This is a genomic window from Pseudomonas sp. J452, assembly GCF_024666525.1.
Lineage (GTDB): Bacteria > Pseudomonadota > Gammaproteobacteria > Pseudomonadales > Pseudomonadaceae > Aquipseudomonas.
Genome location: NZ_CP088294.1, coordinates 1285096 through 1305099 on the forward strand (window position 1 = coordinate 1285096; position 20004 = coordinate 1305099).

The following is a 20004-nucleotide window of genomic DNA, read 5'->3' on the forward strand; positions in this document are numbered from 1 at the left end:
TCGACGGAGACATGACGCTAACGGGAGAAGGCGACGACAACGTGACGCTTGTATGGCGAGTTGGTGGCTTGTGCGCGGGTTAACCTTTTGCCGGCCGGCTGTGGTGTCGCGCTATGGGACTGATGCCGGTGTGCAGGCATAAAAAACCCGGGCCAGGCCCGGGTTTTTGGTAACGCTGGTGGATCAGCCGTTCTGGCGGATACCGGCCACCAGCCAGGGCTGGTTCTCGCCGTTGACCCGCTCCATGCGCCAGCTTTCGCTGAAAGGCTCGCCTTGGTCGAAGCGCGAGGTCTTGGCCACACCACGGAAGGTCAGGGTAGCGACGGTCTTGTCGGCCAGTTCGTCGATACCGTCGAGCTGGGCGTCGAGGTCGTCGATGTAGGTGGACTGGAAGCCGTCGCCCATCTCGGCGCGCTCGGTGGTCAGGAAGCTGAGCATCTGCGGGGTGACGAATTCGCCGATCTTGTCCATCTCGTTGGCGTCCCAGTGCTGCTGCAGGGACAGGAAGTGCTCGCGACCGGCGGCGATGAAGCGCTGCTCGTCGAACCAGGCCGGTGCCTTGATCACCGGACGAGCGACGGCTGCGCTGCTACCGCCGAAGATTGAGGCTTCTGGCATCTGCCGCTGCATGCCGCCGGCCATGGCCGGTTGGCCCTGGGCCCGACGACGGGAAGCGATCAGGCGGAAGATGACGAAGGCGATCAAGCCGATGATCAGGATGTCGAGGAACTGCATACCTTCGAAGCCGTCGCCCATGAACATCGAGGCGAGCAGGCCACCGGCGGCGATCCCGGCCAGCGGGCCAAGCCAGCGCGAAGCACCGCTGGCGGCTGGTGCGGCACGCCCGGCAGTGGCGGCAGCGCCGGTAGCAGCCGCAGGTGCGGCGGCTGGCGCATCGGCCTGGCGGGTCTGGTGGGTCGGCGCGGAGCCGAAGGACTTGCCGCCGCCCATGCGCTTGGCACTGGCGTCGAGGCTGAGAGTCAGGCCCAGGCACAGAGCCAGGGCGATGCTAAGAAAGCGCTGCATGAAGGTATCCCGGTTAATGAGGTGGTACGCGCGCCATCCTGCCCAGTCCGGCGGGCAAAGGCCAGCCCAGTGTGTTTCCGGATTTATGTACAACTGTGTCTGTTCGCTCAGCCGGCGGTGCGTTACATCTGTGTTTTGCTTGCTTGCCCCGAGGTGTCTGCATGTATATCCCCAAGGCGTTTGCCGTCAGCGAGCTGGCCGAATTGCACGGTTTGATCGAGCACAGTGGCGTGGCCAGCGTGATCAGTCATGGCGAACAGGGCCTGCAGGCCAGCCATCTGCCGCTGCTGCTGGTGCCCGGCGAGGGTGAGTTCGGCACCCTGTACGGCCACTTTGCGCGGGCCAATCCGCAATGGCGGGCCCTGGCTGACGGCGCCGAGGTGCTGGTGGTATTCCAGGGCGCCGAGGCCTATGTCAGCCCGAGCTTCTACCCGGCCAAGGCCGAGCACGGCAAGGTGGTGCCGACCTGGAACTACCAGGCGGTGCATGCCCATGGTCGCGCCGAGCTGTTCGACGAGCGCGAGCGCCTGCTGGCGCTGGTCAGCGCGTTGAGCGTCAAGCACGAACAGCGTCGCGAGCGGCCGTGGGCGGTGAGCGATGCGCCGGCCGACTATATCGACAGCATGCTGCGCGCCATCGTCGGCTTCGCCCTGCCGATCAGCCGCATCGAGGGCAGCTTCAAGCTCAGCCAGAACAAGAATGCCGCGGACTTCGCTGGGGTGCGCGACGGCTTGGCCGCGTCGCCGCAGGAAAGCGAGCGGTGCCTGGCCGAGTGCATGCAGCGCTTGCCCTGAGCGATTGATTGTCCTGCTTCGCTCCGCAGCAGAAGCACGGAGTGATTCTCTTGTAGGAGCCGGGGTGCCTATCTGAGTAGCCAGCGCAACGGGCCGCGGCGCAGCTGGCGGCGCAGCAGGGCGCGCAATTCGACCTCGCCCGTCTCGGGGTGGCGCAGCCAGTGCACGAAGGTGCGCAGGTAGACGGCAGTCAGCAGGCTTTCTTCGGCGATGCGGGAGAGGTGCAGGTTCTGCCGCAACGCGGCCTCGCGCCACCACTGTACGGTGCGGCTGATGCGCAGCAGGCCGCCGAACTGCAGGTGAAGATGCCCTGGCTCGAGCTTGTACAGCAGCATCTGCCCGGTCACCGCGCGGTGCGTGGCGAGGCTGGCCAGCCAGGCGACCAGCAGTTCCTCCAGGCGTTTTTCCGCGCTCAGGCCGGGCAGGTCGGCAGCTTTGGCGCGGGTCAGCAGGGCCTGGTCGGCGCGGTCGAACCAGGCTTCGACCAGGTCGTCCTTCTGTTGGTAGTGGCGGGCGATGGCGGCCAGGTCGCTGTCCAGTTCGGCGGCGACCTCATGCAGGTGCAGGCGTTCCCAGCCGCAGCGGTCGGCCAGGTGCAGGGCGCAGTCGAGAATCTGTGCGGCGGAAGGGTTCGAGCGTGGCATGGGGATTACCTCCGCTCGAAGTATGGACAGCCAGCCCGGCCGGGTACACCGGGCTGACAGGCGGAGACTCTAGGGTGCGAGTGCCCGGAAGCTCACCTTGCCCAGTACTTCCTCTTCATTGGAAGCCTGCAGGTCTATCAGATACCACTTGCCTTTCACGGTGCGGAAGCGGGCATTGAACAACAGCAGGCTGCCGGCTTCTCTTTCAATCAGGTAATAGCGCTTCTGATACACCTCGCCCTGAGATTTGCGCTTGATCGGGTGCATCTTGTAAATGCCGTCGCCATTTCTCCATTTTTCGAGAAAGGCTTTTGCCGCTCCGACATTGGATTCCTGACCACTGAATCTATGCGCCTCGAAGCTTCGTTCGAAACAACCATCAGTCAGCTCATTCTCGATACAGGCGATATAACCCGCCTCGAACTGGTCGAGATCGGCAATCGGTTCGCCGGCCAGGGCGGTGTGGCAGAACAGGCCGAGCGACAGCCCGGTCAACAGCTTCCTTGCGTTCATCTGAGTCATTCCTTGCTTTAGAAAAGGGCAGAGGCTTACAGCGCCTCCAATTTGGCGTAGCCGAGCATCAGCCACTTGCTGCCTTCGGCCTCGAAGTTGACCTGCACCCGTGCCTGGGCGCCGCTGCCTTCGAAGTTGAGGATCACCCCGTCGCCGAACAGCGCATGGCGCACGTGCTGGCCGAGGCGAAAGCCGGTGTCCGGGACTTCGGCGTTGGCGAACATGCTCATGCTGCTGGTGCCGCTGCTGCTGGAACTGCCGCTTCCATAAGGGCGGCTGACGCTGTTGGACAGGCGTACTTCCTGGATCAGCGCCGACGGAATCTCGCGGACGAAGCGCGAGACCTTGTTGTAGGTCTCGCTGCCGTACAGGCGGCGGGTCTCGGCGTAGGTCAGCACCAGGTGCTGCATGGCGCGGGTCACGCCGACATAGGCCAGGCGGCGTTCTTCCTCGAGGCGGCCGGGTTCTTCCAGGCTCATCTTGTGCGGGAACAGGCCTTCTTCCATGCCAACCAGGAACACCATGGGGAATTCCAGACCCTTGGCGCTGTGCAGGGTCATCAGCTGGATGCTTTCTTCGTGCTCGTCGGCCTGGGTGTCGCCGGCCTCCAGCGAGGCGTGGGTGAGGAAGGCCGCCAGCGGGCTCATCTCCTCTTCCTCGTTGTTCTCGAAGTTGCGTGCGGCGCTGACCAGTTCCTCGAGGTTTTCCACCCGCGCCTGGGCCTTCTCGCCTTTCTCGGCCTTGTGCCAGGCGATCAGCCCGCTCTGCTCGATGACCGTCTGCGCCATCAGGTGCAGGGGCATATCCAGCACCTTGGCGGCGAGGTTCTCGATCAGCTCGACGAAGGCGGCCAGGGCGCCGGCGGCGCGGCCAGGCAGGGCCTTGTTGGCGAGCAGCTGCTGCATCGCCGCCCACATCGACAGCTCGCTGTGGCGCGCGTGCTCGCGGATCGCCTCGATGGTCTTCTCGCCGACGCCACGGGTCGGCACGTTGATCACCCGCTCCAGCGCGGCATCGTTGTGCCGGCCTTCGAGCAGGCGCAGGTAGGCCACCGCGTTCTTGATCTCGGCGCGTTCGAAGAAGCGCTGGCCACCATAGATGCGGTAGGGAATCTTCTCGCGCAGCAGCGCTTCTTCGAGCACCCGTGACTGGGCGTTGGAGCGGTAGAGGATGGCGATTTCGCTGCGGCTGAGGCCGGTCTTCAGTGCGCGCTCGATGCTTTCCACCACGTAGCGCGCTTCGTCGTGCTCGTTGAACGCGGCGTACAGGCACAGCGGTTCGCCGTCGTCGCCGTCGGTCCACAGCTCCTTGCCCAGGCGCTCGTTGTTGTTGGCGATCAGGGCGTTGGCGGCCTTGAGGATGCCGGCGGTGGAGCGGTAGTTCTGCTCCAGGCGGATCATCTGTGCGTCGGGGAAGTCGCTGCTGTACTGCTGGATGTTCTCGATCTTGGCGCCGCGCCAGCCGTAGATCGATTGGTCGTCGTCGCCCACCACCATCAGGCTCTCGCCGCCTTTGGCGAGGAAGCGCAGCCAGGCGTATTGCACGGCGTTGGTGTCCTGGAACTCGTCGACCAGGATGTGCTTGAAGCGCTGCTGGTAGTGCGCCAGCAGGCCCGGGTTATCCCGCCACAGGTCGAGGGCGCGCAGCAGCAGCTCGGCGAAGTCGATCACCCCGGTGCGCGCGCAGGCCGCTTCGTAGGCCTCGTAGATCTTCAGCATGGTGGCGAGGAACAGGTCGCCGCCGGCCTGGATGTTCTTCGGCCGCAGGCCTTCGTCTTTCTGCCCGTTGATGAACCACTGGGCCTGCTTGGCCGGCCAGCGTTGCTCGTCCAGGCCCAGCTCGCGGATCACCCGCTTGACCAGGCGCTGCTGGTCGTCGGAATCGAGGATCTGGAAATTCTCGGCCAACCCGGCTTCCTGCCAGTGCGCGCGCAGGATGCGATGCGCCAGGCCGTGGAAGGTGCCGACCCACATGCCGTTGGGGTTGAGGCCGAGCATCTGTTCGATACGGTGGCGCATCTCGGCCGCCGCCTTGTTGGTGAAGGTCACCGACAGGATGCTGTAGGGCGAGGCGTTGACGATCTGGATCAGCCAGGCGATGCGGTGCACCAGCACGCGGGTCTTGCCCGAGCCGGCGCCGGCCAGCACCAGCTGGCGGCCGAGCGGGGCGGCCACGGCCTGGCACTGCGCATCGTTGAGGGAGGCGAGGAGAAGTTCTGGGTCGAAAAGGGCGGGATCATTTTGCATCGCGGCATTCTACGGGCCGGGGTCAGGAGCGGCAAACCGTGACCGCCGAGAGGGCAACAGTCAGTGAACAACCGTGCGCCGCTGGTCGATGACAGCTGTTAAAAAGCCACTATCAGGCTTGGGCGAGCGCTCTAGCTCGGGTATGCTCGGGAAAAGTCGGGCAAACCATTACAAGAAAATCGCCTATGACCACCCCTGTATTACCTACGGCGGCCCCTGCGTCGCCGCTTGATTCGCGCGCCATTCGCCAGCAGTTCGCCACCGAGATCGCGGTCGAGCGAACCCGCCTGCTCTATCAAGGTTCCCAGGTCCCCACCCTGTTCATGCTGCTTAACGGCCTGGCCTGTGCCGCGTTGCTGTGGGGCGGCGAGCAGAGCCTGCTGCTCGGTGGCTGGCTGATCTGGCTGGTGCTGCTGGCGGTATTGCGGCTGATCCAGATGGCGGCCTTCAACGCTGCCCTGCCGTCGCGCCAGGCCAGTCCGCAATGGCGGCGCATGTTTCTGCTGGGTGCCGGGCTGTCCGGGCTGACCCTGGCTTTTGCGGCGGTGTATCTGGTGCCGGCCGATCGCTTCGTGCTGCAGGCACTGGTCTATGGTCTGATCGCCGCGGCCATCCTCTCCGCCAGCGTGGCCTATGCGGTCAGCCGCGCGGCATTTCTGGTATTTGCCCTGCCGTGTCTGGTACCGCCGATCATCTTTCTGCTGCTCAGTGACAGCAGCCGTCAACAGGGCTGGGGCATGCTCGGCCTGATCCTGCTGCTGAGCCTGGGTGTGGTGGCCTGGCAGGTCAATCGCCTGGTCCTGCGCAGCTTGCTGCAGCGCTTCCAGAACCAGGCGCTGATCAGCGGTCTGGAGCATGCGCGGGAAAGCGCCGAAGGGCTGAACCAGGAACTGGCGCGCGAGGTGGAACAGCGCCGCCGCGCCGAGCGTGAGCTGCGCAAGGCCCACGACGAGCTGGAAATCCGCGTGGCCCAGCGCACCCTGGAGCTGGACGATGCCAGCCATGCCCTGGGCAAGAGCGAAGCGCGCCTGGGCCTGGCCCTGGAGGCCAGCGAGCTGGGATTGTGGGACTGGAACCTGCAGACCGACGAGGTGCACCACAGCCACCTGGAAAGCATCTTCGGCATCAGCCAGGACGAGGTGAAAGGGGTGCTGACCCACCTCAAGCCACGCCTGCATCCGGATGATCTTCCGCTGCTGCGCCGCGCCCTGGTCGAACACCTCAAGGGCCGCACCGACGGTTATACCGTTGAATACCGCGTGCGCCATGCCGATGGCCGCTGGCGCTGGGTCGAGGACCGTGGGCGGGCGGTGGAGCGCGACGAACAGGGCCAGGTGCTGCGTATGCTCGGTACCCGTCGCGACATCACCGGGCGCAAGCAGCGCGAAGAGCAGCAGCGTCTGGCGGCCACGGTATTCGAGGCGGCCAGCGAGGGCATCGTGATCCTCGATGCCGACTACCTGCTGCTGTCGGTCAACGAGGCGTTCAGCCAGGTCACCGGCTACCGCAAGGAAGAAGTACTCGGGCGCAGCGTGGCGACCCTGATCAGCAGCCGCGAGACCCGCCGCCATTACCACCTGATTCGCCAGGACCTGGAGCAGCACGGCAGCTGGCGCGGCGAACTGGTCGAGACACGCAAGAATGGCGAGCTTTATCCGCAGTGGCTGCAGCTCAACGTGGTGCGCGACGCCCGTGGCCAAGTCAGCCATATCGTCGGTTTCTTCTCCGACCTGTCGTCGCGGCGGCAGACCGAGGAGCGCCTGCGCTACCTGTCGCACTACGACGAACTGACCGGCCTGGCCAACCGCACGCTGTTCCGCGAGCGCCTGCACGAGGCCGGCGAAGCCTCGCGGCAGCATGGCCGCGGCCTGGCCCTGCTGCATATCGACCTGGACCGCTTCAAGCTGCTCAACGACAGCCTCGGCCATGAAGTGGCCGACCAGTTGCTGCGGCAGATGGCGCGGCGCCTGACCCAGGCGGCGTCCGAGGCCAACACCATTGCGCGGCTATCCGGCGATGAATTTGCCATCCTCCTCGACGACTACGGCAGTCTCTCGGCCCTGGCGCGCACCGCCAGCCGCCTGCTCGGCAAGCTGCGCACGCCGATGGATGTCGGCGGCCACGAACTGGTGATCAGCGCCTCCATCGGCATCAGCCTGCTGCCGGACAACGCGCGGGAAATCTCCGCGCTGATCAGCCAGGCCAACATGGCCATGCAGCACGCCAAACACCTGGGCGGCAACACCTTCCAGTTTTACACCGACAACCTGCAGGCCTGCACCCTGGAGCGTCTGCAGCTGGAGAACCAGCTGCGCAAGGGCATCCAGGAAGGCCAGCTGGAAGTGTTCTACCAGCCCAAGCTGTGCCTGGCCGACGACAGCCTGAATGCCGCCGAAGCCCTGGTGCGTTGGCGTCACCCGGAGCTGGGCCTGGTGCCGCCGGGGGACTTCATCCCGCTGGCCGAAGAGACCGGGCTGATCGCCCCGCTCGGCGAGTTCGTCCTGCGCCAGGCCTGTCGTCAGGCCCGCGAGTGGCAGGCGCAGGGGCTGGTCGAGCTGCGCGTGTCGGTCAACCTGTCGGTGCACCAGCTGCGCCAGGGCAATCTGGTCAGCCTGGTGCGCCAGGTGCTCGACGAGACCGATCTGCCCGCCCATATGCTGGAGCTGGAACTGACCGAAAGCCACCTGCTGGACAACGTCGAGAACGTTATCGCCACCTTCCAGCAGCTGCGCGACCTGGGCGTCAAACTGGCGATCGACGACTTCGGCACCGGCTATTCCTCGCTCAGCTACCTCAAGCGCTTCCCGGTGGACTACGTGAAGATCGACCAGACCTTCATCCGCGACCTGTCGGTGGGCGGCGAGGATGCGGCGATCACCCGCGCGATCATCGCCATGGCCCACAGCCTGGACCTGAAAGTGGTGGCCGAAGGCGTGGAAACCCAGGCGCAGATGGACTTCCTCAAGGCCCAGCGCTGCGACGAGCTGCAAGGCTTCCTGATTAGCCAGCCGCTGCCGGCCGAGCAGTTCGCCGAGCTGCTGCGCAGCCATGCTGAGATGTGCTGATCAGTCCAGATAACGCATCAGCAGGGCATAGTGCGGATCGATATCCGCCGGCAGTTCCAGATAAAGAGTGTGGCCGTCGCCCGGCGCCACGCCGGTGGTTGCGCCGGTGCCGGTGTACAGCGCCTGCAGGGTGAAGCTGTGGTTGCCGCGCGGCGTCATCAGCTGCAGGCGATCACCGACGCTGAAGCGGTTCTTCACCTTGACCTCGACCAGTGCGCCGCGGCGCTCGCCGCTCAGTTCGCCGACGAACTGCTGGCGCTCGGAGAACGAGTTGCCGCGCTGGTAGTTCTGGTACTCGTCATGCACGTGGCGGCGTAGAAAACCCTCGGTGTAACCGCGGTTGGCCAGTGATTCCAGATCGTCCATCAGGGCCCGGTCGAACGGCCGCCCGGCGACGGCATCGTCGATGGCCTGGCGATAAACCTGGGCGGTGCGCGCCACGTAGTAGTGGCTCTTGGTGCGGCCCTCGATCTTCAGCGAGTGCACGCCCAGCTGCACCAGGCGCTCGACATGCTGCACGGCGCGCAGGTCCTTGGAATTCATGATGTAGGTGCCGTGCTCGTCCTCGAACGCCTCCATCAGCTCGCCGGGGCGGCTGCTGTCTTCGAGCAGGAACAGCCGTTCGGTACTCGCGCCTTCCCCCAGGGTTGGCGCGGCGGAGCTGCACTGGCGCACGATCTCACCCAGCTCGTTCTGCTCGCCCTCGTGGGCCTGGTACTGCCAGCGGCAGGCATTGGTGCAGCTGCCCTGGTTGGGGTCGCGCTTGTTGATATAGCCGGATAGCAGGCAGCGCCCGGAATAGGCCATGCACAGCGCGCCGTGGACGAACACTTCCAGCTCCATCTGCGGCACCTGCTGGCGGATCTCGCCGATCTCCTCCAGGGATAGCTCGCGCGAGAGGATCACCCGGCTCAGCCCCTGGCGCCGCCAGAACTCGACGCTGGCCCAGTTCACCGCATTGGCCTGCACCGACAGGTGGATCGGCATCTGCGGGAAGTGCTCGCGCACCAGCATGATCAGCCCCGGATCGGACATGATCAGCGCATCCGGCCCCATTGCCACCACCGGCTCCAGGTCCTTGAGGACGGTCCTCAGCTTGGCGTTGTGCGGCGCAATATTGACCACCACGTAGAACTGCTTGCCCTGGGCATGGGCCTCGTTGATGCCGATGGCCAGGTTGGCGTGGTCGAACTCGTTGTTACGCACGCGCAGGCTGTAGCGCGGCTGCCCGGCATACACCGCATCGGCGCCATAGGCGAAGGCATAACGCATGGCCTTGAGGGTGCCGGCGGGGCAGAGAAGTTCGGGGGGCATGAGTGTCGCTGCGAATAATGGGACGGCGATTCTAGGTGGGCGGCGGGCTGCATTTATTGATCGGGAGCAGGATAGTCCTTGAAACAGGCCAGCTGGCCACTTGCCTCCACTGTTTGTTGACCATCAGAATGCGCGGATCAGCCCAACAAGGACGTAAGCCTATGGCAACTGTCAGCCTTTATCAGCCCTATACGAAGATCGATAGCAATTCCTGGTATGGCGAGGTGAGCGCGACAAGCTCCAAGATCACTATCAGCGATGGCTATCACAAGGAAGTCTTCACCGGCAGCTTCTCCTATGACGACTATGGCGATGTGATTGGTGGAACCCTAAAGGGGTACAGCTACTACCAGAGCGGTACTAGCTACATCAACATCACTGGCACGTCGGTCAGCTCGGTCAGCGCTTTCAACTACTACATGAGCGGCAATGGTGCAGGCCTGCTCGCCCTCATGTTGGGTCAGGCGGATACGGTGAACGGTTCCAAGTACGAGGATAAGTTCTCCGGTTACGCCGGCAATGACAAACTCTACGGCAATGCCGGAAATGATCTGCTGTATGGCGAGTCCGGGGATGACATCCTCGACGGCGGCCAGGGTACTGATACGCTCGACGGCGGTACGGGCAACGACACCTACTATGTCGACAGTACGGCCGACAAGGTCGTTGAGTCCAGCTCGACTGGCGGCGTCGACAGCGTGTTCTCCACAATCGGCTGGACCCTGGGCAACAACCTAGAGCACCTATCACTGAGCGGTAGCGCCGCCATCAATGGCACGGGCAACGCTCTTGCTAACAAGTTGACCGGCAATGCAGGCAACAATTTGTTGGATGGCAAGGCTGGTGCCGACACCATGAGCGGTGGACTCGGTAACGATACCTACTATGTCGACAGCACGGCCGACGTGGTCAGCGAGGCCAGCAATGGCGGTATTGATACTGTGATTTCCAGCGTCACGCGTGGCCTTGGGGTCCATCAGGAGAATTTGCAGTTGTCCGGTAGTGCCGCGATTAACGGAACGGGCAACACTCTGGCTAACAAACTGACAGGGAACAGTGCCCGCAACGTCCTGAATGGCGATGCCGGCAACGATATTCTGTCCGCGGGTGGGGGCAACGATCTTTTGATCGGCGGGGCAGGCAAGGACTCCCTCACAGGTGGTGCCGGCAATGATTATTTTGATTTCAATGCACTGTCAGAGATGGGTTTGAGTAGCACGAACTGGGATGTGATCAACGACTTCTTGGGAGGCGCGGACAAGATAGACCTGTCGACCCTGGATGCGAATACCGCGACCGCTGCCAACGATGCATTCTCGAGTGTGATCGGCAGTACTAGCGCTTTTAGTGCGGCGGGACAATTGAAGCTTTCCGGTGGGGTGCTATACGGCAATACGGATACGGACTCTGCCGCCGAGTTCGCTATCCAGATGGTTGGTGTCAGTAGTGTATCGCTGGCAAACTTTATCGTTTGAGTCATGGGCAGAAGGGGCGTTTGTACGCCCCTGCGCCCTTTGCCAGTCAGACCTTACCCCAGTCAAAAAAGGTCTGACTGACGGCCATAGTGCTTAAAATGGCGGGAGATTGAACAGCCTGGTTGGCCTTAGCGGCTTATTGAGTTATGCCGTTTTGTCCGTGAGAGTCGTGGCCAGGTTCAGTGGATTGCTCGGCATACCATCATTAGCTACTGCTGCGGGTGTGTTCTGTGGGGGCGGCTCCAATTCGAAGGTGAACTCGTTGGTCGCTTTTGCCAGCAGCAGAGTGGTGACACCGACGGCCGTGGCAATCACGGAGGTCATAAGCTGGGTATCACCGCGAATCACCCCCAGCCACTTGAGCGCAATGGTTACCACCACGGTGACGGCGCTGAGCGTGATTACCAGCATGAACGCCATGCCCGTACTGCCGAGTCTCTCGAAGCGCTTTAGCTGATCCTCACAGGCCAGGATCATCGGGCCAGCGCATTGCTCGCAGTTGATTGGCGTCTTCTCGAGCACCTGCTGCAGCCGAAACGCGTCGAGCGGGCCAGTGTGCTGGCAGTAAGGGCAGGTGGCTCGGGTGGAGGTGCTGGTGTTGTCTTCACTCATGTTGATTCGTCCGTGAGGCGTAGTGGGATTCTTGGAAAAACCAGATTGCTGTCGTTATGCAGGTCGTATATGCAGCGGGGCTTTCTCTATAAAGAGTGTCTTTTTATGCGGGTGCTTGATTATTTTCGCCAGGCTGGGCTTTCCATGCACATTTCAATGTTCGAGTACTGACTCCAGTGCTCGATGCATTCCGCGTAGTAGGGGTTTGATTGGTTATTCAATACCCACTCTTTCGCCTTGCGCTCGCGAGTTATGCAACCAAGAATTTCTGTGTCGCTTTGGTTCTTAAAGACAGTACAGTCGGACTCTACCTCATCCATTGGGCTAAACAGTCCGCTCTCTTGATTGTCCTTCAAGCAATTTAGAATGGTCCAGTAATTGCCACGCTTCATGCGTAAAAATGAACACTTTTCAAAGGCAGGGTGATCAATAAGCAGCGGCAAGCGTTGATAGGCCGTATGGTTCAGTTGAAAGCAGGCCGATCGTTCGCTCGGGTCCGCGGGGCCCATTGGGCCGTTGCAGAAGTCGAATGCCATGATCGCGCCGTAGCAAAAGAAAGCCGCATAGGTTAATAGAAGCGCAAGGATGCTGATTTTTATCAGCTTCTTGGATTTTTGTATGTTTACTTTCATTGGGTGGATTCTGGCGTATGGAATGCTTGGCAAGGGGGCGACTTATTTTTTAGTTGAGCAAGGCATGGGGAAATCATTAATGTCGCAGGTATTCAATGTCGCGAGGGCGATTTGATCAGCCAGAGGACTCCCAAGCTCAGCGACAATACCAAGAGCGCCTTGGCGATAAAGAAAACACCCTCCACTGCGCTATTAACTTGCCCGCCGCCGGTAACAGCTCCAACTACACCTGCACCACCGAGCAGGAAACAAAAAATCGAGAATGCGAGCGCGACAAATGCGCTAATGAGTAGGGAGCTTTTCATGGTTTCCATTCCTTGGAAGTGGCTGTGTGGGGAAGAGAAAAATGGCTTCAACCCGCTATTGACGGTATCCGTTTTCAATGGAATTTATATTTATCAGAAGCCTAGTTTTTCCGGAAAGTAGGAAAGCGGTGGATGAGTTGCTTTCCATTCATTGGCGAAAGCTTTGGCCTGCTGGATCTGTTCGGGTGTCATCTGCGCTGCAATTCTAGGTAATTCATCTTTAGCGAACGGGAGCATGTCTCCACCGCCGTCGAGCTCAAGTAGCAAGGACATTAGGCCATAGCTTTCGACGAGGTTTATTGGGAGCTCTAGAGGGTTGTTTGGGTCTGAAAGAAATAGCGCATAGTTAGAGAAGGAAGCAGTGTGGCCGGTTTCCGCTCCTTTTTTCAACCAATACCTTGTGCCCTCTAAGTCACCCTTTTTATGTAATACCCCATAGTACCTTGTGGTACCTTTAGGGTCTCCGCCCTCTGCGGACTGCCTCAATAAGCTCTCTATGGCTGCATCCTTTTCCCAAGGGAATAAAAAGAATTTATCTCCTAGTGTGTATTTTAATGCCAGCCAGAATTGACTGTGGGCATAGCCAGCTGCGGCAGATTTTTCAAGCCACTCTAAATCGTTAGTGGCGTGGTACAGCAGATACATCGCTTCACCGTCGCCCTTTTCAGCCAACGGGGTTGCGGTCGCAAGTAGCTTCTGATGCCAATCTTCGGGGCTTTTTAGACCGTTAGGACAGTTACCCATGGCTATGCAAAGGTCGCTCTGCATAGAGCTCAATCTGCGCATTGCATATAGGTCGCCTTGTTCGGCTGCAGCGGTATACCACTTGTGAGTCTCTGTCGTTGTATAGCGGCTGGTACGTCGTAGGTCTTCGGCTAAATAATATTGTGCCTCTTTGTCGCCTGCTTCAGCTGCAATGCGCAGTTCGTACTCTGGGTCTTTGTTCTGGTTGTAGAGCGTGATGCCGCGCTCTTTAGCTGCTTGTTGTTGCGATGTGAGCGGAGCGGAATGGACTGCTGCGCATACTAAAAAGCCTGCCAGCACAGCTATCACCTTTTTTACTGACATTAGAATCCTAGTTTGTCAGGGAAATACGAGAGTGGCGAATGGGTTGCTTTCCAATCCGTGGCAAAGATTTTGGCTTGTTCAATCTGCTCTGATGTCATCTGCGATGCAATTTTAGGCAATTCTTTTTCAGCTAGAGGAAGCATATCTCCTCCTCCGTCTAGCTCAAGCAAAAGTGATAGAAGGCCATAACTCTCAATTAAATTAACTGGTATTTCGTATCGATTTTCTGGTTTTGATTTGAAAATTGCATAATCCGAAAATATTCCGACAAACCCTGCTTTTGCAGCTTCTTTTAGCCAGTGTCTGGCTTCTTTTAATAGACCTCTCGAGGCCAGATTGTATGCATGCCAGCCCATGCTTACGGCATATCCACCCTCCGCTGATTTTTTTACAAGATCTTCAATCTTTTCGTTTCTCTCCCAAGGTAGTAGAAAGAAACCATTTCCATTGTCGTATAGATTGGCTAACAAGTACTGGCCGTATGCGTAGTGCGCTTCGTCAGCCTTTACCAGCCACTCTAGGTCATTTGATACGTGATACATAATAAACATCGCTTCGCCATTGCCAGCCTCTGCTAGTGGTTGCGCAGTGGTTATAAGTATTTTTTTCCAGTCGGAAGGTGACTTTGATCCTTTGGGGCAATTGCCCATACTTGCGCAAAGGTCGTCCTCAAGTAAGCTGAGTCTGCGCATGGCATATAGGTCACCTTGTTCTGCTGCAGCGGTATACCATTTGTATGCTTCTAAAGTGGTGTGTTGATTACTCTGGCGTAGCTCTTCTGCTAAGTAGTACTGAGCCTCTTTATCTCCGGCTTCGGCCGCAATACGTAATTCGGGTTCTGGGTTTTTGTATTGGTTATAGAGCATGATTCCGCGCTCTTTGGCGGATTGTTGCATCGGTGTGAGAGGGGCGGAATAGGCTGTTGCGCATACTAAAAAGCCTGTTAGCACAGCAGCTATCTGTTTTATTGACATTAAAATCCCAGTTTTTCAGGGAAATAAGAAAGTGGCGGGTGAGTTGCTTTCCACTCCTTGGCGAAGGCTTCGGCCTGTTTGATCTGCTCAGGTGTCATCTGTGCTGCAATTTTAGGTAGCATATCTTTGGCATGTGGGAGCATGTCACCGCCACCATCAAGCTCAAGCAACAAGGACAGCAATCCATAGCTTGCCACGAGGTCTGTAGAGAGGCCGAGAGGGTTGCTCGGATCGGATAAGAAAAATGCATATTCAAAGAATGGTACTGTGTAGCCGGTTTCCGCGCCTTTCTTCAGCCAGTATCTTGCAGATTCTAATTTCTTTTTCTCTAGGAGACTTCCGTAGTACTCTGTGATTCCTTTGGGGTCTCCCCCTCTGCGGATTTTCTTAGCAAATCTTCTGTTGCTTCATATCTTTCCCAAGGAAATAAGAAGAATTTCTTGCCTTCCATGTAGCGTAGGGCTAACCAGAATTGAGCGTGTGCATAACCTGTGACGGCAGACTTCTCTAGCCAATCTATCTCGTTAGTGGCGTGGTACAGCAGATACATCGCTTCGCCGTCGCCCTTTTCAGCCAACGGGGTTGCGGTCGAAAGTAGCTTCTGATGCCAGTCTTCGGGGCTTTTTAGACCGTTAGGACAGTTACCCATGGCTATGCAAAGGTCGCTCTGTGTAGAGCTCAATCTACGCATTGCATATAGGTCGCCTTGTTCGGCTGCAGCGGTGTACCAATTGTGTGCGTCTTTTGTCATATGGCGATTGTTTAGACGCAATGCTTCCCCTAAATAGTATTGCGCCTCTCGGTCTCTCGCAGAAGCCGCTATTTCTAAAAATGGCTCTGCAGATATCGCTTTGTGTTGGTTGTAGAGCGTGATGCCGCGCTCTTTGGCGGATTGTTGCATCGGTGTGAGAGGGGCGGAATAGGCTGCTGTGTATACTAAAAAGCTCGCCAGCACAGCAGCTATTTGCTTTATTGACATTAAAATCCCAGTTTTTCAGGGAAATAAGAAAGTGGCGGGTGAGTTGCTTTCCATTCTTTGGCGAAGGCTTTGGCTTGTTCGATCTGCTCTGGTGTCATCTTGGCGGCGATCTTGGGGAGTTTTCTCTCGGCATATTGTTTTGAGGTGCCACCCCCGTCCAGTTCAAGTAGTAGAGACATAAGCCCATAACCCTTAACCAGGTCCAAGGGGTAGTCCAGTGTGTTGGGCGTATGTGAGAGGTAGGCGCCGTAGGAGCCAATGGCTAGTGCATCGCCGGTTTCCGCAATTTTTTTCAGCAAGGCACGAGCAGCGGCCAGATCGCCTTTTTCCTGAAGTATTCCAAGATATGCCCCCATTCCGTTGACAAATCCGCCTTCGGCAGATCCCCTCATTAGCTTTTCTATTCGCTCTGAGCGACCCCATGGAGGGAAAAAGAATATCCGTCCGTCCCGATAAAAGCGTGCCAAGTCATACTGCGCTATCGGTGAGCCTGCTTCGGCGGCTTTTTCCATCCAGTCATAGTCACCGGTCAGGTAGTACATGACATACATGGCTTCACTGTCGCCTTTGGCCGCTAGAGCGCTGGCGGTTTTCCGCCCAAGCAGCAGCCATTCACCTGCCGTTTTACCGTCGGCAGGGCAATTTTTCATTGCGGTACACAGATCTTTTCCCTTTCCAGACAGGCGATACATGGCGTAGTAGTCGCCTTGTTCGGCAGCAGCCATGTACCACTTTTGTGCCTCCGTGGTCATATATCGGTTGTTAAATCTTAGTGCTTCACCTAGGAAGTATTGGGACTCTCTATCGCCTGCTTCTGCCGCTATTTTTAAATAAGGCTCAGCGGATATGGCCTTGTGTTGGTTGTAGAGTGTCATGCCACGTTCTTTTGCGGCTTGCTGTTGAGGAGTTAATTGAGCGGCCGCAACCACGCTGCCACACAGTGTAATACTAAAAAAGAAGAGTAATTGCTTAATCATTATTTTCTTCCGTCAAATCACTCTCCGGGGCCGTTATAAGTGGCATGGCCGCCAGGCATATAGGTAATGCCGTAATGATTACTTTCCCCACAGAAGCCATCGCGCAGCTGCCCAAGAGTCTCGACATGTTCACGGTAGCTATTACGCATATCTTCATTTATGTCAGCCTCCCGACCAATATTCATTACCTTGAAGTCCATAAAACGATCCATGTGCATTCGATTCTCGCAATAGGCTTTGCCCTGCTTCGGCGGTTTGCTACCAAAGCGGTTCATGCGTGTGCAGGCTTCGTCAAACTGACGCTGGGCATTATGTACGGTGCCATTGCTCTGGGCGTTACGCACAATCCAGCCGAGTACCTGTTCGATGGCTCGTTGCTGCAGAAGCCAGCATTCAGGCTCTCCATATGAGGTAACCCTTTCTTGCGGACCTTCTGTAGTGTCCACTGTCTCCGTTATTTCGAATGCCTCAGCCGGGCTGATCAGCGTCATCAGCATCGGGCCAAGTGCCTCGGGAATTGCATCGATAAACCAGCGTTCCAGTTCAGCCTGGTTTTCATAGTTGATGATGGAGTGAGCAATAGGACCGCCTTTGCCCCCTGCCGTGAGCGCTTCATAAAGATTGGTTACGGCATCGACTGTAGTCAGCGACAGGGTGTAGATCATGCCTACATCCATGCCGAGGGCACCGAAGATATTGAGTTTGCTGAGCAAGTCGAATGAGCTGCCATCGACCCACTTCAGTTGGTGATACATGTTTTTGCGCAACTCCCGGCGCATCACGTCCATTAGCTCGCCGATGGCTTCGTAGCCCACGGCAAAGGCGAAACTCCCGCTGGCGCCGGGGCCGGCGATCAGTGAGGCTTTCAGGCGCAGAATAAAACGACCCTGGTCGAGAGAGAGGGACACCTCGCTATCGAAGCCCAGGCCTGCTGCGACGGAGATTTCTGCCGTGAGATGGGCGAGGTTGAGCCATTTCTCTTCCGTTTTTTTAGTCTCGCCTACCTGAAGTCGGGTGCTGACCAGACCCGTGGGCGGCAGCCAGTTGAGTTGCCCGGTCACTTCTATCCCGGCCTGTATCCCGGCAAAGAGTTTGAAGCTGGCGCTGGCGGCATCTTCAAGTTGCACAGGTGCCGAGGTGGCTTTCCCCATGTCCTCGGTACGCGCCATGCTGGCGGTGTTTTCCTCGCGGGTGGCAGGCTCGATAGGGTCGAGACCGGAGCCATAGCGAAGCCGACTCGGCGACAGGTCCAGATTGGCCGCTAATTGCAGGGAGGCGCCGGCGAAGCCCCAGGCGCGTGCGCTGAAACAGGCCGAGAATCTGCCCAGATCAAGGGTGGTGGTTTCGCCCAGGTAGTTGATGTAATTGGCCGGCACCGACTTGGCCTCTTTGGCCTTGGGTAGTTCGATATTGAAGAGCTCGACCTCGCCGCGGGCCAGGTCGATATCCAGGGTGGTTTCGAAGCTTGCGGTCGCATCGCGCAGCGTGGGGCCCGATGCTTCCGTGCTGGTCTGGATACGCTCCGGCGGTGCCGAGAGGAAGCGTACCAGTTGGGCTTGTGGGCTGCGGTCGAACAACCTGAGGCTGCGTCTGACGCTATCGAGGAAGAGCACTTCGCACAGGCGGTCACCCCATTGCTTGCGGATGGCGGCATCCTGCAAGGAGTCGACTTGCCAGCCCAGTTTCGTCAGATGATCGTAAAAAAGTTCTACCTTGAACCAGCCGTTGTTATCGAACCAGTCGCCCTGATCCTTTATTTCTTGTGCGCCCATACCTGTCAGCCAGTCGCTGAAGGCGCTCCGCGAGTTTGGTTGGGCGCTGCTGTTGCCAGCGAAGCTTGGGGTCATCTTGACGCGGGGTTTGGCCAGCCCGTTCAGCACCATCATGCTGGTATGACCTAGCGGCTTGGGGCTGTCCGGCCAGCTGACTTCGTGCAGGGGGAAGTCGCTCTTGACCAGGCGTTCGATGGGACGAGGCTGGAATTGTTCCGGATTCCAGAGCAGATGCCGGCGCGGCTTGCTGTTCGCCACGGCCTGTTGAGCCTCTTGGTAGAGCTGCTGGAGCTGCGTCTGCTCGGCATCCCAGGCTGCCCGCTCGGCTGCGAGCAGGCCGGCCGGGGGGAGCATGTTCTGGCCGGTGCTCTTGACCCAGCCCTCGTACTTCTCGCGCATTTCGTCTTCGACGGCCTGCTGCTTGGCGAGGTGCTCCTGGTATTGCTTGAAGCGCTGGATGCCGCTGCCGGCATCGCCCGAGGCCATGATCAGGGCGTATTCGGGGACGGCCAGGCCATAGTCGGCGACCTTGATGATGGCGTCGACATAGGACTTGTAGGCTTCCAGGGCTGTCAGTTGAGTGAAGATTTCCTGGTACTTCAGGCTGGGTCCGTAATGCTGTGTGAACTCCTGAATTTCCTTGTAGAGCTGGTATTGCTGCTCCAGCAACTTGGCCAGTTCTTCCTGCTCGTAGGTGGGCAGCTCTCCGTACTTGAGCACCTCTTGGCGGGCCTTCAGATAGTGGTCTACACGTTGCTTGGCTTTCATCGCCTCTTCGGTGAACAGGCTGCCGTTCTGGTAGGTGTAGTTCTGCTCCCGTGCTTTCTTGACGGCGATATCCCGGAGCTTTTTCCATTCGTACTGCAGTCTCTGCAGCTTATGGCGTCTGGCCATGCCATCCGGGATTCTTTTCATATCCTCTGCGGCCCTGCGCGAGGCTTCAGCGCGGTCGTTGGTCGGCCCCGTATGTAGTGGCTCGATACCGAGGGCGCGGTCCTGGAGCTGAATGGCCAGGTTGATGTCGGCGATATCGGGATGCTCGCGCTCGAAAAACTGCATCCGCTCCTTGTCCTGGCCTTCGAGAAAAAAGCTCAGGTTGGGCTCCATGAAGTAGTCCAGCAGCCCGCAGGCATCCATGCCCTTCTTGCGTTCTTCCTTGCTTTTGCTCGGTGCCACCTGCTGTTCGAGTATGTGCGCCGATTCGCTGAGCGCTTCATCGGCCTCCTTGGGTAGAAGCCAGAAGGACTGCTCATGGGTGGCGTAAATGATGTTGGCAAAGCGCGGTTTGCAGGGATGCGCAGCTTTTTCACAGAGGGTGGTTGGTGTGATTTTTGTCTGTTGCAGGGGAGGCAGTTGCAGCACGGCGGGCTCTTTGGCCGGAGTGTCCGCCTGGGCTGAGGCTGAGGCTGAGGCTGAGGCGGCGGGCTGTGTGAGGGCTGGGGTCGGGCGTGCCACTACGCTGAGATTCCAACCCACTGCAATTTGGTCGGCGTTGCCGATGAAACTGTTGAGCTCAAGGAGTTCGGCAACCGTGCTGCCGTGCTGGTTGGCGATTTTGGTCAGCGTGTCGCCGCTGCGGACGACGTAATTGATGAGTTCCATAGTGCA

General features: G+C 58.9%; 17 protein-coding genes. 3 read left to right on the forward strand and 14 right to left on the reverse strand.

Annotation, left to right across the window (positions count from 1 at the left end; all coding sequences use genetic code 11):
- Window positions 1-183: 183 nt before the first annotated feature.
- Complete coding sequence (locus LRS11_RS05755) at window positions 184-1026, reverse strand: Tim44 domain-containing protein (protein ID WP_260495934.1); 843 nt, start codon at window positions 1024-1026, stop codon at window positions 184-186.
- A 161-nt stretch (window positions 1027-1187) separates the two neighbouring features.
- Between LRS11_RS05755 and LRS11_RS05760 the strand changes: the two genes are divergently transcribed.
- Window positions 1188-1820, forward strand: a complete 633-nt coding sequence (locus LRS11_RS05760; RefSeq protein ID WP_260495935.1) for an FMN-binding negative transcriptional regulator — start codon at window positions 1188-1190, stop codon at window positions 1818-1820.
- A 68-nt stretch (window positions 1821-1888) separates the two neighbouring features.
- On the opposite strand, the gene LRS11_RS05765 is transcribed toward LRS11_RS05760, so the two are convergent.
- From LRS11_RS05765 to uvrD, 3 genes are all read right to left on the reverse strand, one after another.
- Window positions 1889-2464, reverse strand: a complete 576-nt coding sequence (locus tag LRS11_RS05765; protein ID WP_260495936.1) for a TetR/AcrR family transcriptional regulator — start codon at window positions 2462-2464, stop codon at window positions 1889-1891.
- 69 nt (window positions 2465-2533) lie between these two features.
- On the reverse strand, window positions 2534-2977 hold the full coding sequence (locus tag LRS11_RS05770) for a hypothetical protein (RefSeq protein WP_260495937.1): 444 nt from the start codon (window positions 2975-2977) through the stop codon (window positions 2534-2536).
- A gap of 35 nt (window positions 2978-3012) precedes the next feature.
- Window positions 3013-5223, reverse strand: a complete 2211-nt coding sequence (gene uvrD, locus LRS11_RS05775) for a DNA helicase II (RefSeq protein ID WP_260495938.1) — start codon at window positions 5221-5223, stop codon at window positions 3013-3015.
- Window positions 5224-5408: 185 nt separating this feature from the next.
- Here uvrD and LRS11_RS05780 point away from each other — a divergent pair, with 185 nt between their 5' ends.
- Window positions 5409-8288, forward strand: coding sequence for a putative bifunctional diguanylate cyclase/phosphodiesterase (locus LRS11_RS05780; RefSeq protein ID WP_260495939.1), 2880 nt, complete (start codon window positions 5409-5411; stop codon window positions 8286-8288).
- Here LRS11_RS05780 and yegQ read toward each other — a convergent pair whose 3' ends face one another.
- Window positions 8289-9602 (reverse strand): tRNA 5-hydroxyuridine modification protein YegQ, encoded by a 1314-nt coding sequence (yegQ, locus tag LRS11_RS05785; RefSeq protein ID WP_260495940.1) that lies wholly within the window; start codon window positions 9600-9602, stop codon window positions 8289-8291.
- 161 nt (window positions 9603-9763) lie between these two features.
- Here yegQ and LRS11_RS05790 point away from each other — a divergent pair, with 161 nt between their 5' ends.
- Window positions 9764-11077: a calcium-binding protein gene (locus LRS11_RS05790; RefSeq protein WP_260495941.1), complete on the forward strand. Its 1314-nt coding sequence runs from the start codon at window positions 9764-9766 to the stop codon at window positions 11075-11077.
- A 144-nt stretch (window positions 11078-11221) separates the two neighbouring features.
- Here the strand turns inward: LRS11_RS05790 and LRS11_RS05795 are convergent, their stop codons facing one another.
- The 9 genes from LRS11_RS05795 to LRS11_RS05835 form a co-directional block, all read right to left on the reverse strand.
- A complete protein-coding gene (locus LRS11_RS05795) occupies window positions 11222-11689 on the reverse strand; it encodes a hypothetical protein (RefSeq protein WP_260495942.1) in 468 nt (155 codons plus the stop codon).
- A 119-nt stretch (window positions 11690-11808) separates the two neighbouring features.
- Entirely contained in the window at window positions 11809-12321 is a 513-nt protein-coding gene (locus LRS11_RS05800) for a hypothetical protein (protein ID WP_260495943.1), read from the reverse strand.
- A 92-nt stretch (window positions 12322-12413) separates the two neighbouring features.
- Complete coding sequence (locus LRS11_RS05805; protein ID WP_260495944.1) at window positions 12414-12626, reverse strand: hypothetical protein; 213 nt, start codon at window positions 12624-12626, stop codon at window positions 12414-12416.
- A 93-nt stretch (window positions 12627-12719) separates the two neighbouring features.
- Window positions 12720-13694: a tetratricopeptide repeat protein gene (locus LRS11_RS05810; protein WP_260495945.1), complete on the reverse strand. Its 975-nt coding sequence runs from the start codon at window positions 13692-13694 to the stop codon at window positions 12720-12722.
- Complete coding sequence (locus tag LRS11_RS05815) at window positions 13694-14668, reverse strand: tetratricopeptide repeat protein (protein ID WP_260495946.1); 975 nt, start codon at window positions 14666-14668, stop codon at window positions 13694-13696. The genes LRS11_RS05810 and LRS11_RS05815 overlap by 1 nt, the downstream gene beginning before the upstream one ends.
- Window positions 14668-14865: a hypothetical protein gene (locus LRS11_RS05820; RefSeq protein ID WP_260495947.1), complete on the reverse strand. Its 198-nt coding sequence runs from the start codon at window positions 14863-14865 to the stop codon at window positions 14668-14670. Before LRS11_RS05820 ends, LRS11_RS05815 begins: the two co-directional genes overlap by 1 nt.
- A gap of 131 nt (window positions 14866-14996) precedes the next feature.
- Complete coding sequence (locus LRS11_RS05825; protein ID WP_260495948.1) at window positions 14997-15647, reverse strand: hypothetical protein; 651 nt, start codon at window positions 15645-15647, stop codon at window positions 14997-14999.
- On the reverse strand, window positions 15647-16624 hold the full coding sequence (locus LRS11_RS05830; protein ID WP_260495949.1) for a tetratricopeptide repeat protein: 978 nt from the start codon (window positions 16622-16624) through the stop codon (window positions 15647-15649). Before LRS11_RS05830 ends, LRS11_RS05825 begins: the two co-directional genes overlap by 1 nt.
- 17 nt (window positions 16625-16641) lie before the next feature.
- On the reverse strand, window positions 16642-19998 hold the full coding sequence (locus LRS11_RS05835) for a LysM domain-containing protein (RefSeq protein WP_260495950.1): 3357 nt from the start codon (window positions 19996-19998) through the stop codon (window positions 16642-16644).
- Between the last annotated feature and the right edge of the window lie 6 nt (window positions 19999-20004).